This is a genomic window from Serratia sp. BNK-10 (assembly GCF_047456065.1).
Taxonomy (GTDB): domain Bacteria; phylum Pseudomonadota; class Gammaproteobacteria; order Enterobacterales; family Enterobacteriaceae; genus Serratia; species Serratia ureilytica.
The window spans coordinates 3,220,964-3,234,333 of record NZ_CP179894.1 but is presented as its reverse complement, the minus strand read 5'-3'; the positions used below and the strand labels follow the sequence as shown (position 1 = coordinate 3,234,333).

The following is a 13,370-nucleotide window of genomic DNA, read 5'->3' as shown; positions in this document are numbered from 1 at the left end:
GGATTAGAAAGATGGGGCAATTTTTCACTTTAGCGCCGGTGCCCGCCGGTTTCCGCTGTGGCCGCAGCGACTATGGAGCAGCCGAGGTTACCTCGACCCGTTATCCAGCTTACAACCCCCTTCTTTTAGAATTAAGTCGCTCGTTGCGAAGTTTCCCCGCAACCTTAAGTCTTGGCGTGTCCGCCATCCGCAAGGCTCAAGGTAAGGGGGGGCTGAACAATGTCCGATAACACCATCAACGCCGCTCCGGCTCAGCGCACTCAGCTGCGTAAAACCCTGACTTTAGTTCCGGTAGTGATGATGGGCTTGGCTTACCTGCAGCCAATGACCATTTTCGATACCTTCGGCATCGTATCCGGCCTGACCGATGGTCACGTCGCGACCGCGTACGCCTTCGCTCTGCTGGCGATCCTGTTTACCGCCCTGAGCTACGGCAAGCTGGTGAAGAAGTTCCCTTCCGCCGGTTCCGCCTACACCTACGCCCAGAAAGCCATCAGCCCGCACGTCGGCTTTATGGTGGGCTGGTCATCGCTGCTGGACTACCTGTTCATGCCGATGATCAACATTTTGCTGGCCAAGATTTACCTGGAAGCGATTTTCCCGGGCGTACCGTCCTGGATCTTCGTGGCGGTGCTGGTCGGCTTGATGACGATTTTCAACCTGCGCGGCATCAAGCTGGTGGCTAACCTGAACTCCATCATCGTGGTGGTGCAGGTGGCGATCATGATCGTGTTCCTCGGCCTGGTGATCAACGGCATTTACCACGGCGAAGGCGCCGGTACGCTGGTCAGCAGCCGCCCGTTCTGGTCCGATAACGCTCACGTGGTGCCGATGATTACCGGCGCGACCATCCTGTGCTTCTCGTTCCTGGGCTTCGACGGCATCAGCTCGCTGTCCGAAGAGACCAAAGACGCGGAAAAAGTGATCCCGAAAGCCATCTTCCTGACGGCGCTGATCGGCGGCATCATCTTTATCGTGGTGTCTTACTTCGTGCAACTGTACTTCCCGGACATTTCGCGCTTCAAGGATCCGGACGCGTCGCAGCCTGAAATCATGCTGTACGTGGCGGGTAAATTCTTCCAGTCGGTGATCCTGGTGTTCTCCTGCGTGACGGTATTGGCGTCGGGCATGGCGGCGCACGCGGGCGTTTCGCGTCTGATGTACGTGATGGGCCGCGACGGCGTGTTCCCGACTCGCTTCTTCGGCTATGTGCATCCGAAGTGGCGTACCCCGGCGCTGAACGTGCTGCTGGTAGGCGCCATCGCGCTGTCCGCGGTGTCGTTTGACCTGGTGACCGCGACCGCGCTGATCAACTTCGGTGCGCTGGTGGCCTTCACCTTCGTTAACCTGTCGGTGATCTCGCAGTTCTATATTCGCGATAAGATGAACCGCACCGTGAAGGACACGTTCAACTACCTGATCCTGCCGGTGATGGGCGCACTGACCGTCGGCGCGCTGTGGATCAACCTGGAAGCCAGCTCGATGACGCTGGGTCTGGTTTGGGCGGCCATCGGCCTGATCTACCTGGCCTTCGTCACCCGCAGCTTCCGTCTGCCGGTGCCGCAAGCGAGCGAAGACGCCGCCTAAGCGCGAGCCGTCTCCTCAGCCACAAAAAAGGCCGCTTTCGCGGCCTTTTCCTTTTCTGCTGCGGCGGATTTTATCCCACCAACTCTTTGCCGTAATCGAACAGCGCTTTCAGCAGGGCGGTTTTCTCTTTGTCGCCTTCGTGCAGGTTATACAGCGATTCGAGCTGCAGCAGATAGCTCTGCACGCGCTCCGCGCTCAAGGCTTCCTGACGATGTTGCAGCCAGCGGCGCTGCTCGGCGTCGTCCAGCGTATTCGGGTAGTTGCGCGCGCGGAAGCGGAACAGCAGCTCTTTCATGCGGCCGTCGCTGAAGGCCAGATCCAGCGCCGGCAGGTTCTGCGGCTTGGTCTGCTGGATAATCCTCATCGCCGCCTTGTCGGCGTCGCTGAAGAAACCGTCGTACAAGCGGGCGTCGACGTCCTCGGAACCTTTGAACGGCTCGGCTTCGGCGAACAACGCGACCACTTTCTCGCGCACTTCCGGATGCTGTTTCAGCAGCTGCAGATTTTGCAGGCACGCCTGACGATCGATGCCCAGCCGCTCGGCGTTCTCCGGCAGCAGGGTTTTGGCCGGCGCCAGCACCGGGCATTTGTTGATGTGCACCAGCTTGATCGGCACCGGCGCTTGATCCGGCGCCAGATCGTCGCGGCGGGTGTACAGCCGCTCACGCAGCTGCTCGACGCTCAGCGTCAACAGCGGCGTCATGTCGCCGGCCAGATCGCACATGATCACCGCGTTCTTGTTGTCCGGGTGCCAGGCCAGCGGCGATACCCAGCTGGTATTGCCGCGCGCCGCGCCGAACATGCCGGAGACGTGCACCAGCGGCGTCATGTCGGCGACGTCGATCAGGGCGTTCAGCTTGTGTTTATTGCGGTGCTGCAACAGGAAATCGAACAGCCGCGGCTGCGCCTGCTTGACCAGCTTGGCCATGGCGATGGTGGCGTAAACGTCCGACATCGCATCGTGAGCCTGCGTGTGCTCGACGCCGTTGGCGCGCGTCAGGTGTTCCAGGCGGAAGCTGGGGAAACCGTCTTCGTTTTCCGGCCAAACGATGCCGTCCGGGCGCAGAGCGTAGCAGGCGCGCATCACATCCAGCAGATCCCAGCGCGAGTTGCCGTTTTGCCAGCTGTAGGCGTAGGGATCGTAGAAGTTGCGATAGAAGATATTGCGGCTCACTTCGTCATCGAAGCGGATGTTGTTGTAACCGAGAATGCAGGTGCCGGCCACGCTGAAGGCCTGATGGATTTGGCGGGTGAATTCGGCTTCGTTAACGCCTTTGGCGCGCGCCACCTGCGGCGTGATGCCGGTGATCATCACCGCCTCCGGTTCCGGCAGGTAATCGTCGGCCGGGGCGCAGTAGATGACCAGCGGCTCTTCGATAATGTTGAAATCCATATCGGTGCGCACGCCGGCGAACTGCGCCGGGCGGTCCAGCGACGGGCTCTTGCCGAAGGTCTCGTAATCGTGAATGTAAAATGTGGCCGTTGCCTTGCTGCTCAAAATCGCGTCTCTTCAGTGGCGGATACAATATGCCTCTATTGTAACGGCGTGGGGAGCGATGCCAAGCGGCGGTTAGCGAAATGCGCGCAATTACGCACGGCGATAATAGTTCAGCCGTTGATGAAAGTAGGGGAGCAGGTGGTCGGGGACCTGTTGTTCTGTTTCCGCCTGAGTGGAGGCGATGCCGTAGCGTTCGTTGTAGATCACGCTGATGGCCAGCAAATCGGTTTCTATTTTCTCGCGTTGCGCCTGCGGTAAGCTATCCAGCTTTCGAGCCATCGTTATCTCCCTGTTAACCTTAGGGCATAATAGGATCGTTAGCGGATATTGTCCCTACCCATTCCGGGGGGCAGTCGACGCCTGAGCGCCGGGTTGCGCGCAAGGCGCCTGGCTGTGGCGGGCGGCGAACTCGCTCTCTGCGTGATGTGCCTGGAAGCGATCCACGCGTTGATACAGCGAACAGGCGCCGCCGATCACCGCCACCCAAAACAGGGTGCATAGCAGCAAAACCCCCAACCAGATTTTTTGGTTATAGGTCATAAGTCCTCCACGGACGCTAAGAGAAATAACATTGACCATTAAATTAAATCAGGGGTTACATCAATGGTATTTAAACAGTAGGGATTAATCGTAATCTTGTCCCGACTCTTTTGTTACTAAACCCATGATGGATGTTTCAAAAGATTCCTTAAGATAATATTAAGAAAAGTGTTTAAGGGCGCCGTAATTCTATTTAATAATTGTTTAATTATCCGCAGATACAATCTTCCACATTCAATGCCAATGTGGGTGACAATTATGAAAACGCTGCTGTTGACCGGCGCTACCGGCTTTCTCGGTGGTGCGGTTCTTGAAAAATTATTGATTGAAAATCAGTCTATTAATTATCTTTTACTGGTGCGTGCCGACGATGCGCAGCAAGGGCTGGCCCGTATTCGCGCGAATATGGAAAAATTTAATATCGACGCGAATCTGCTGTCTAAAATTACGATAGAAAATATATTGTTGGGCGACCTTTCCGAGCCGGCCGACTTTTTAACTGACGCACGCATTAACAAAGTCACGCACGTTATTAACTGCGCGGCCGTTGCTTCTTTCGGTAATAACCCGCTCATTTGGAAGGTAAACGTAGAAGGCACACTGGCCTTTGCCGAAAGAATGGCGCAGGTGCCGGGATTAAAACGCTTCCTGCACGTCGGTACCGCCATGTCCTGTTCGCCGGAACCGGGTTCGCTGGTGTCGGAGAGCGGCGAGTTTGAGGAAGACGCCGAGCACCTGGTGGAATATACGCGTTCCAAATCCACCATCGAACAGCTGATGCGCCAGCGCTGCCCGCACATGCCGCTGACCATCGCCCGTCCGTCGATCGTCGTTGGCCACACTCGCCTGGGCTGCCAGCCTTCCAGCAGCATTTTCTGGGTGTTCGGCATGGCGCTGATGTTGCGCAAGTTCATGTGTTCGCTGCAGGACAATATCGATGTGATCCCGGCGGACTACTGTGCGGATGCGTTGGTGATGTTGATGAACAGCGAAACGCTCGAGAACGACGTTTATCATATCTCCGCCGGTGAGGAGAGCAGCGTCAGCTTTGCCGAAATCGACCGCGCCATGGCGGCGGCGCTGGAAAAGGCGCCGGTGGGCGATGAGTATGCGCAGGTGACGTATGACGCGCTGGTGAAAATGCGCCGTCAGCTGAAAGACATTTTCGGCCCGTGCAACGAGCGGCTGATGCTCAAAGCGATGCGCCTGTACGGATCGTTCGCCATGCTCAACGTGCGTTTCAGCAACGAGAAAATCCTCAAGCTGGGCATGCCGAAACCGCCGCGCTTCACCGACTACATCGCCGGCTGCGTGCAGTCGACCCGCGGGTTGTCCATTCAGCAGCAGATGGTGGTGGACTTCAAATAACCGCCGGGCGCCCTGGGCGCCCGACGCTGTGGTCCGTTACCAGGACGAAGATGACCAGAAGACGCGGCCGAGCACCACCAGTTGCTCTTTGCGCTGCTGATAGCTGAGATGCTCGTCCTGGTACTCTTCCCGGTTAAGGGAGCGGATGATGACGCCGCCGTCCGGCTGCTCGATAAGCACCTTCACCCGCAGCAAATTGCCGTGGCGGATGGCGTAGGTCTTGCCCTCGCGGATGCGCGTGTCGTCGGTGTTGATGCCGACCACGTCGCCGTCCTGCAGGCGCGGTTCCATGCTGGAGCCGGAGATGCGGATAATGCGCGCGGCGTTGACCGCCACCCCCATCTTGTGCAGATAGTAACGGCGAAAGATCAGCGAAAACTCCTCGCGATCGACGATTTCGTAGCAGCCGTCGCCGGCGGAAAAATCGATATCCAGCAGCGGGATCTCCACAAACTCTTCCTTGTCTTGTTCGGTATCTTCCCATACCACCGGTTTCAAGCGGGCGGGTTGGAAGTCCGACTCCGCCGCCACGTTGTCAAACGGGCGCACCAGCTGCTTTTCATGAAACACGTCGAACCAGCCCTTGGGCAAATTCAGCTTGGCCTCGATCCGCCTGGCCAGATTGTCGCCAAGATTGCGGGAGGATTTCTCCCCGATGATTTGGCTCAGCGTCGGCGCGGAAGACTCAACCAGCGTGGCGAATTCATTCTGGTTGACGCCTTGCCGGGCGTAGCGGGCCATCAATTCGCGCAGATTGTTGCGCCTGATTTCTTTAGTTTCCATCGTGCAATGATCGCACTCTTTAGCAAAAAGGTAAATAACGATTTTGCTAAAAAAGACTTGCGCATGATTTAGCAATTAGCTAAAACAAAAAGGGTGAGCCAAGGGTTCACCCGTGCGGGGCGGTCTGTCATGATGAGGGGCCGCTCAGTGAAATCAAACGAGAGAGGGACTTTACGATGTACAAGATTGATTACAATAGCTACCGATCGGTCGCCAGCTTCGGCCACCGCGTGCGCTTTCTGGTGCTGCACTACACGGCGCAAAACTTCGCCGACTCGGTGAAGTCGTTGACCGGAAAATCGGTCAGCGCGCACTATCTGGTGCCGGATCCGACCGAGGCGACCTATCAGGCGGCCGGCTTCAGCGGCGTGCGCATCTTCAACCTGGTGGACGAGAATGAGCGCGCCTGGCATGCCGGCAGCAGCCAATGGGGCACCCGCAGCAATATCAACGACACCTCGATCGGCATCGAGATCGTCAACCTGGCGAGCGGCGACGGTGGAAACATCACCTTCCCGCCGTTCAATCCGCAGCAGATCGAGGCCGTCACCCAGCTGGCGCAGAACATCCTGCAGCGTTATCCGGACATCTCGCCGGTGAACGTGGTGGCGCACTCGGACATCGCGCCGGGCCGCAAGAGCGATCCGGGCCCGCAGTTCCCGTGGCAGCAGCTGTATCAGGCCGGCGTCGGCGCCTGGTATGACGAAGCGACCAAGCAGCAGCGCCAGCAGGAATACTGCAGCCAGGGTCTGCCGGCGCAGGCCGATCTGCTGAAACTGTTCGCCCAATATGGCTACGACACCTCGGCGGCGAACACCGCAGAAGGCTATCGCCAGCTGGTGCGCGCGTTCCAGCTGCACTTCCGTCAGCAGAAGTATGACGGCGTGATGGATGTTGAAACCGCCGCCGTTCTGCGCGCGCTGGTCGACAAGTACGTCGCCTGAGCCTGAAGGTGAATGGGGGACGCCTCATTCGCCTTTTCCTCGCCGGGCTTCCTCCGCTAAAATAGCGGCCTGGCTGGTCTTTATCGGAGGCACTGTGCGCCTCGATCGAAAAATCTCTTCCCTTGAACTGCTGACCTATCGCCACCACCGCATCGTACACGGCGTGCGCATCGGGCTGGCGTTTATCCTGACCTTTCTGCTGATCCGCCTGCTGGCGGTGCCCGAAGGCACCTGGCCGCTGATCACCCTGGTGGTGGTGATGGGGCCGATCTCGTTTTGGGGCAACGTGCTGCAGCGCGCGCTGCAACGCATTGCCGGCACGGTGTTCGGCGCCGCCTCCGGCCTGATAGCCCTGTATCTGGAACTCTATTCGCTGCCGCTGATGCTGGTCTGGTGCGGCGTGGTGATGTTCGTCTGCGGTTACCTGACGCTCGGCAAACGGCCGTATATGGCGCTGCTGGTGGGGATCACGCTGGCGGTAGTGTGCGGCGCGGGCGCCGGCGACATGCACACCGCGCTGTGGCGCAGCGGCGACGTGATCTTCGGCTCGCTGTTGGCGTTGCTGTTCACCAGCATCTACCCGCAGCGCGCCTACATTCTGTGGCGCATGCAAATGGCGGACTGCCTGCAAACCGCCGCCCGCCTCTACGGCGCGTATTTTTCGCCGAACGTTATCGAGCGGCCGCGGCTGGAGCCGCAGCTCAAGGATCTGTTGAATCAGGTGGTGAAGTTGCGCAGCCTGATCGTGCCCGCCAGCAAGGAAACCCGCATCCCCAAAGCGGTGTTCGAAGCGGTGCAAACCCTCAGCCGCAATCTGGTGTGCACGCTGGAGCTGATGGCCGATGCCTACTGGGCCTCGCGCGAAACGCACTTCATCATGCTGAACGCCCGCACGCTGCGCAGCACCCAGCTGCTGACGCTGAGCTCGCTGGAGTCGCTGGCGGTGCTGATGCGCGAAGGGCCGCAGGCGCAGCGCCAGGCGGCGGCGGGGCAGCTGGCGGAAATCGCCGGCGAGCTGAAAACGCTGATGCAGGAAGTCAGCGTCGGCCAACACGGCGAAGCGCCGATTTACGGCTACGTTTGGCTCAGCATGGAGCTGGCGCAGCAGTTGGAAGAGCTGGGGGATTTGCTCCAGGTTTGCACCGCCGCCGGGCGCGAATAAGGGGTCAGATCATGAAGGCGGCGCTTTGGGTTTTGGCCGCCGGGGCAAAGTGGGTAAGATAAGCCAATCACTGTTGTGCCGGACCGCCACAAACCTGTATCTTGGTGCCATGTGGCCGTAAGCAAATGAATCTGTGTATTACTAAAGCAAGGGTATAAAGATGGATAATGCAAATAAGCCGAGTTTCCAGGACGTGCTGGAGTTTGTGCGTATGTTCCGCCGCAAAAACAAGCTGCAACGCGAGATCGTCGACAACGAAAAGAAAATTCGTGATAACCAGAAGCGCGTGCTGCTGCTCGACAACCTGAGTGAGTACATCAAGCCCGGCATGAGCATTGAAGACATTCAGGGCATCATCGCCAACATGCGCAGCGACTACGAAGATCGCGTTGATGACTACATCATCAAAAATGCCGATCTGTCCAAAGAGCGCCGCGAGCTGTCCAAAAAGCTGAAAGCGATGGGCGAAGTGAAGTAACCCGCTTTATCGGGCCGGGCGCGATGCCTGGCCCGCATTCCTGCCAATCATCTTCTTCCCGCCGTTTCGATCATCTCCCGATCCTCATCGATCCTGTAAATGGGATCGCGATCCGCATTTGTAGCATTTTTAGCCGCAATGTTAACGAACTGTGATTTTGCTCAAACAATTATTTTTGCAGCTTTGGTTATATGTCGATCAATGTTCACGTTGTCATTTTGAGTTTTCGGGATGTGTGATGATTAATTCATTGAAATTTAACATATTGTGTCGTTACTCATTTTTTGTTGAATAAAAATGACAACGTCAACATTAATAAAATTCAAGCGTTTAACGAATGTATTGGAGGAAGAGATGAGCCAGTTGCCGGAAAAAATGCGCGCGGTCGTTTGCCATGGCCCGCAGGATTATCGTTTCGAACAGGTGCCTACGCCGCTGCCGAAGGCGCGCGAGCTGGTGATCAAGGTGGAAGGCTGCGGCATTTGCGCCGGCGACTGCAAATGCAAGAACGGCGCGCAGATGTTTTGGGGGGAGAACCCGTGGGTTAAACCGCCGGTGGTGCCGGGCCACGAGTTCTACGGCCGCATCGCCGCGCTGGGCGAGGGCGCGGAAGGCAAATACCGGCTCGGCGAGCGGGTGATCGCCGAGCAGATCGTGCCGTGCTGGGAGTGCCGCTACTGCAAATCCGGCAGCTACTGGATGTGTGAGACGCATAACATTTACGGTTTCCAGAAAGACGTGGCGGAGGGCGGCATGGCGGAGTACATGCGCTTTTCCGAAAACGCCATCGTGCACAAGATCCCGGAAAGCCTGAGCCATGAAGACGCGGTACTGATCGAACCGATGGCCTGCGCCATCCACACCGTGGCGCGCGGCGACATCCAGCTGGACGACGTAGTGGTGTTGGCTGGCGCCGGGCCGCTCGGGCTCTGCATGGTGCAGGTGGCGCGCCTGAAGACGCCAAAGAAACTGATCGTGATCGACGCCATCGACGAGCGGCTGGCGCTGGCGAAGGAATTCGGCGCCGACGTGGTGATCAACCCGCTGAAGGAAGACGCCGACCAGATCGTCAAATCGCTGACCGGCGGCTACGGCTGCGACGTGTATATCGAGGCCACCGGCGCGCCGATCGGCGTCACCCAGGGGCTGCAGATGATCCGCAAGCTGGGCCGCTTCGTGGAGTTCAGCGTGTTCGGCAAGGAAACCACCGTCGACTGGTCCATCATCGGCGATCGCAAGGAGCTGGACATTCGCGGCGCGCACCTGGCGCCCTACAGCTACGAAATCGCCATCGATCTGTTCGAACGCGGGCTGGTGACTTCCAACGGCGTGGTCACCCACAGCTATTCATTGAACGACTGGGACGAAGCCTTCGCCCTGGCGGACTCGACCGACTCTATCAAGGTGATCCTGGTTCCCTGACCCTCCCGCCGTACCGCTGTTGCAGTCACGACCGTCGGCCCGTTCGCAACGGAGGGGCTGGCCGGTCGGCCAAACGTAAAGACATGCTGTTGCTCTGATAACCACAACAAGAAGCTTCCCTACAGGAGAATTGGCTATGTTTTCATTATTCAAAAAGACCCTGCCTTTTATCGTCGCCGGTGGAATGTTGGCGGCCAGCCAGGTGGCGCTGGCCAAGCAAATCACGATCGGTATGTCGTTCCAGGAAATGAACAACGACTACTTCGTCACCATGAAACAGGCGCTGGATCAGGCGGCGGCGGATATCGGCGCCAAGGTGTACGTGGCCGATGCGCGCCATGACGTCGCCAAACAGATCGGCGATGTGGAGGACATGCTGCAGAAGAAGGTGGATATCCTGCTGATCAACCCGACCGATTCGGTGGGGGTGCAGTCGGCGGTGATCTCCGCCCATAAGGCCGGCGCGGTGGTGGTGGCGATCGACGCGCAGGCGGAAGGGCCGCTGGACTCGTTCGTCGGCTCGGAAAACTACGACGCCGGCTTCCAGGCGGGCGAGTACCTGGCGAAAGCGCTGGGCGGCAAAGGCAAGGTGGCGATCCTCGACGGTATCCCGGTGGTGCCGATCCTGGAGCGCGTGCGCGGCTTTGAAGCGGCGATGAAAAAATACCCCGACATCAAGATCGTCACCAAGCAAAACGGCAAGCAGGAGCGCGACACCGCGCTGACCGTGACCGAAAACATGCTGCAGTCGGCGCCGGATCTGGCGGGCATCTTCAGCGTCAACGACGTCGGCGCGCTCGGCGCCCTGGCGGCGATCGAAAGCAACGGCGCCAAGGTCAAGCTGGTGAGCGTCGACGGCCAGCCGGAAGCCATCAAAGAGATCCTCAAGCCGAATTCGCCGTTCATCGCTACCTCAGCGCAGTTCCCGCGCGACCAGCTGCGCATTGCGCTCGGCATTGCGCTGGCCCGCTACTGGGGCGCCACGGTGCCGAAAACCGTGCCGGTCAAAGTGAAGCTGATCGACCGCAGCAATGCGGCCGGCTTTAGCTGGTAACAGCGGCCGGGTTCGCCCCGCTGCGGCGGGGTGTTCGGCGCGGAGGGCAATGCGGTGACACCTTTACTGGAACTGAAGCGAATCAAGAAAAGCTTTCCCGGCGTGAAGGCGCTGGACGGCATCGATCTGGCCATTCAACGCGGCGAGGTGCACGCCCTGCTGGGCGAAAACGGCGCCGGCAAATCGACGCTGGTGAAAATCATGTGCGGCATCTATCAGGCGGACGAGGGCGATATTTTTATCGACGGCGAGCAGCGCCGCTTTAACAACTATTGCCAGGCGATCGAGGCCGGGGTCGGCATTATTTTTCAGGAATTCTCGTTGATTCCCTACATGAGCGCCATCGACAACATCTTCCTCAACCGGGAGATTAGGAACCGCTGGGGTCTGCTGGATCGGCGGGCGATGCGGCGCAAGGCCGAGGCGATCTTCAAGCGGCTGACGGTGGCTATCGATCTCGATTGCCCGGTGGAGCAGCTGAGCGTGGCGCAGCAGCAGTTCGTTGAAATTGCCAAGGCGCTGTCGCTGGAGGCGCGGGTGCTGGTGCTGGATGAACCGACCGCCACGCTGACGCCGGGTGAGGCCGAGCACCTGTTCAGCGTGATGAACGATCTGCGGCTGCTGGGCGTCGGCATGGTGTTTATCTCGCACCACCTGGACGAGATCTTCACCATCTGCGATCGCATCACCGTGCTGCGCGACGGCGCCTACATCGAAACGCTGGCCACCGGCGACACCAACGTGGAAGAGCTGGTGCGGCTGATGGTCGGGCGCAAAATCGAGAACGCTTTCCCGGTGAAGCAGCACCCGGTCGATACCGCGACGGTGCTGCTGGAGGCGGAGATCCAGCGCGAGAAGCACGGCGCGACCGACCGTTTCCGGCTGCACAAGGGCGAGATCCTCGGCTTCGCCGGGCTGGTGGGCTCCGGGCGCACCGAGACCGTCTCGGCGCTGATCGGCGCCAGCCGCTGCCACCGTAAACGCGTCCGCCTCGGCGGCCAACCGGCGGCGCTGCGCTCCCCGGCGCAGGCGCTGGCGCAGGGCATCGGCCTGCTGCCGGAGAGCCGCAAAACCGAGGGCCTGGTGCTGCCGTTCTCGGTGGCGCAGAACATCACCCTCAACCGGCACCACCGGCGCGGCAAGATCTTCGTCAGCGCCCGCAAGGATCGCGACGTGGTGCAGCGGCTGATCCGCGCCGTGGGCGTGAAAACCCCGGACGCCGAGACCGCCGTCAGCACCCTGAGCGGCGGCAACCAGCAGAAGGTGGTGATCGCCCGCTGGCTCAACAATGACTGCAACATCCTGATCTTCGACGAGCCGACGCGTGGCATCGACGTGGGCGCCAAGGCCGAGATCTACCAGCTGATGCAGCAACTGACCCAGCAGGGCATCTCCATCATCATGATTTCTTCCGAACTGCCGGAGATCATCGGCGTGTGCGACCGCGTGCTGGTGTTTCGCGGCGGCCACATCGTCGCCGAGCTGACCGGCGGCGACATCGAATCCAACCACATCATGCTTCACGCGACCGGGAGTGCCTTATGATCGGAATTGAACAACCCGCCGTGGCGCGCCGCGCCGCCGGCCCCAGCCTCGGCAAGCGCTGGGAAAAACTGCTGCATCACCCGGCGGTCTTGCCGTTTATCGGCTTCGTTGTCCTGTTCGTGTTGATGAGCATGTTGAACGACAGCTTCCTCAGCGTCAACAACCTGACCAACGTGGCGCGCCAGGTATCTATCAATGCCATCATCGCGGTGGGCATGACCTGCGCCATCCTGACCGGCGGCATCGATCTCTCGGTGGGGCCGGTAATGGCGCTGGCCGGCTCGGTCGCCGCCGGGCTGATGCTGGCGGCGGTGCCCATCCCGCTGGCGATGGTGGCGGCGCTGGCGCTCGGCGCGCTGTTCGGCCTGGCCAACGGCGCCTGCATTGCCTACCTGCGCATGCCGCCGATCATCGTCACCCTGGCGTCGATGGGCATCGCCCGCGGCCTGGCGCTGCTCTATACCGGCGGCTACCCGATCTCCGGCCTGCCCGACGTCTTCTCCTTCTTTGGCCGCGGCACGCTGCTGGGCATCCAGGTGCCGATCCTGATCATGCTCGGCGTGTACCTGCTGGCCTGGCTGATGCTCAACCAGCTGCCGTTCGGCCGCTACGTCTATGCCATGGGCGGCAACGAAGAGGCGGCGCGCCTGAGCGGCATCCGCGTGCCGCGCTACAAGATGCTGGTGTACGTGATCAGCGGCCTGACCGCCGCGCTGGCCGGGCTGGTGCTGACCTCGCGCCTGATGAGCGGGCAGCCCAACGCCGGCGAAGGCTTCGAGCTGGACGCTATCGCTGCCGTAGTGCTGGGCGGGGCGGCGATCTCCGGCGGGCGCGGCGCCATCGTCGGCACGCTGGTGGGGGCGATGATGCTCGGGGTGCTCAACAACGGCCTCAATCTGATGAACGTATCGCCGTATATCCAGAACGTGGTGAAAGGCGGCATCATCCTGGCCGCCATCTACCTCAGCTCCGTGCGGCGCAAATAGGAG

General features: G+C 59.9%; 13 protein-coding genes. 9 read left to right on the top strand and 4 right to left on the bottom strand.

Going from position 1 to position 13,370, the window contains the following annotated elements:
* Positions 1–219: 219 nt before the first annotated feature.
* Positions 220–1,587: an APC family permease gene (locus ACMGG9_RS15615; protein ID WP_025303526.1), complete on the top strand. Its 1,368-nt coding sequence runs from the start codon at positions 220–222 to the stop codon at positions 1,585–1,587.
* 70 nt (positions 1,588–1,657) lie between these two features.
* On the opposite strand, the gene sbcB is transcribed toward ACMGG9_RS15615, so the two are convergent.
* The 3 genes from sbcB to ACMGG9_RS15600 all read right to left on the bottom strand — a co-directional run bounded on the left by sbcB (position 1,658) and on the right by ACMGG9_RS15600 (position 3,625).
* On the bottom strand, positions 1,658–3,085 hold the full coding sequence (gene sbcB / locus ACMGG9_RS15610; protein ID WP_142075793.1) for an exodeoxyribonuclease I: 1,428 nt from the start codon (positions 3,083–3,085) through the stop codon (positions 1,658–1,660).
* Positions 3,086–3,175: 90 nt separating this feature from the next.
* On the bottom strand, positions 3,176–3,364 hold the full coding sequence (locus ACMGG9_RS15605; RefSeq protein WP_033643787.1) for a DNA polymerase III subunit theta: 189 nt from the start codon (positions 3,362–3,364) through the stop codon (positions 3,176–3,178).
* Between the two features lie 54 nt (positions 3,365–3,418).
* Entirely contained in the window at positions 3,419–3,625 is a 207-nt protein-coding gene (locus ACMGG9_RS15600) for a hypothetical protein (protein WP_046896373.1), read from the bottom strand.
* 258 nt (positions 3,626–3,883) lie between these two features.
* Here ACMGG9_RS15600 and ACMGG9_RS15595 point away from each other — a divergent pair, with 258 nt between their 5' ends.
* Complete coding sequence (locus ACMGG9_RS15595) at positions 3,884–4,993, top strand: SDR family oxidoreductase (protein ID WP_033644325.1); 1,110 nt, start codon at positions 3,884–3,886, stop codon at positions 4,991–4,993.
* 36 nt (positions 4,994–5,029) lie between these two features.
* On the opposite strand, the gene ACMGG9_RS15590 is transcribed toward ACMGG9_RS15595, so the two are convergent.
* Positions 5,030–5,776, bottom strand: a complete 747-nt coding sequence (locus tag ACMGG9_RS15590) for a helix-turn-helix transcriptional regulator (protein WP_033643785.1) — start codon at positions 5,774–5,776, stop codon at positions 5,030–5,032.
* A gap of 176 nt (positions 5,777–5,952) precedes the next feature.
* On the opposite strand from ACMGG9_RS15590, the gene ACMGG9_RS15585 reads away from it, so the two are divergent.
* From ACMGG9_RS15585 to ACMGG9_RS15555, 7 genes are all read left to right on the top strand, one after another.
* Positions 5,953–6,720: an N-acetylmuramoyl-L-alanine amidase gene (locus ACMGG9_RS15585; RefSeq protein WP_033651900.1), complete on the top strand. Its 768-nt coding sequence runs from the start codon at positions 5,953–5,955 to the stop codon at positions 6,718–6,720.
* A 94-nt stretch (positions 6,721–6,814) separates the two neighbouring features.
* Positions 6,815–7,882 (top strand): FUSC family protein, encoded by a 1,068-nt coding sequence (locus tag ACMGG9_RS15580; RefSeq protein ID WP_129992840.1) that lies wholly within the window; start codon positions 6,815–6,817, stop codon positions 7,880–7,882.
* A 160-nt stretch (positions 7,883–8,042) separates the two neighbouring features.
* Positions 8,043–8,360, top strand: coding sequence for a PTS system regulator TmaR (gene tmaR / locus ACMGG9_RS15575; protein WP_004935612.1), 318 nt, complete (start codon positions 8,043–8,045; stop codon positions 8,358–8,360).
* A gap of 354 nt (positions 8,361–8,714) precedes the next feature.
* Positions 8,715–9,782: a zinc-binding dehydrogenase gene (locus ACMGG9_RS15570; RefSeq protein WP_033643780.1), complete on the top strand. Its 1,068-nt coding sequence runs from the start codon at positions 8,715–8,717 to the stop codon at positions 9,780–9,782.
* Between the two features lie 136 nt (positions 9,783–9,918).
* A complete protein-coding gene (locus tag ACMGG9_RS15565) occupies positions 9,919–10,836 on the top strand; it encodes an ABC transporter substrate-binding protein (protein ID WP_016927010.1) in 918 nt (305 codons plus the stop codon).
* A 54-nt stretch (positions 10,837–10,890) separates the two neighbouring features.
* The gene (locus ACMGG9_RS15560) at positions 10,891–12,381 is read left to right on the top strand and encodes a sugar ABC transporter ATP-binding protein (RefSeq protein ID WP_414161549.1); all 1,491 of its coding nucleotides are present in this window, start codon (positions 10,891–10,893) and stop codon (positions 12,379–12,381) included.
* Positions 12,378–13,367 carry an ABC transporter permease gene (locus tag ACMGG9_RS15555; protein ID WP_414161548.1) on the top strand — a complete coding sequence of 330 codons (990 nt, stop codon included), beginning with the start codon at positions 12,378–12,380 and terminating at the stop codon, positions 13,365–13,367. Before ACMGG9_RS15560 ends, ACMGG9_RS15555 begins: the two co-directional genes overlap by 4 nt.
* Positions 13,368–13,370: the final 3 nt, after the last annotated feature.

What these genes read in the sequence shown, in the direction of transcription:
- ACMGG9_RS15615 (WP_025303526.1), top strand. Translation starts at nt 220, where the DNA reads ATGTCCGATAACACCATCAACGCCGCTCCGGCTCAGCGCACTCAGCTG.
- ACMGG9_RS15605 (WP_033643787.1), bottom strand. Translation starts at nt 3,364, where the DNA reads ATGGCTCGAAAGCTGGATAGCTTACCGCAGGCGCAACGCGAGAAAATA.
- ACMGG9_RS15600 (WP_046896373.1), bottom strand. Translation starts at nt 3,625, where the DNA reads ATGACCTATAACCAAAAAATCTGGTTGGGGGTTTTGCTGCTATGCACC.
- ACMGG9_RS15595 (WP_033644325.1), top strand. Translation starts at nt 3,884, where the DNA reads ATGAAAACGCTGCTGTTGACCGGCGCTACCGGCTTTCTCGGTGGTGCG.
- ACMGG9_RS15590 (WP_033643785.1), bottom strand. Translation starts at nt 5,776, where the DNA reads ATGGAAACTAAAGAAATCAGGCGCAACAATCTGCGCGAATTGATGGCC.
- ACMGG9_RS15585 (WP_033651900.1), top strand. Translation starts at nt 5,953, where the DNA reads ATGTACAAGATTGATTACAATAGCTACCGATCGGTCGCCAGCTTCGGC.
- tmaR (WP_004935612.1), top strand. Translation starts at nt 8,043, where the DNA reads ATGGATAATGCAAATAAGCCGAGTTTCCAGGACGTGCTGGAGTTTGTG.
- ACMGG9_RS15570 (WP_033643780.1), top strand. Translation starts at nt 8,715, where the DNA reads ATGAGCCAGTTGCCGGAAAAAATGCGCGCGGTCGTTTGCCATGGCCCG.
- ACMGG9_RS15565 (WP_016927010.1), top strand. Translation starts at nt 9,919, where the DNA reads ATGTTTTCATTATTCAAAAAGACCCTGCCTTTTATCGTCGCCGGTGGA.
- ACMGG9_RS15555 (WP_414161548.1), top strand. Translation starts at nt 12,378, where the DNA reads ATGATCGGAATTGAACAACCCGCCGTGGCGCGCCGCGCCGCCGGCCCC.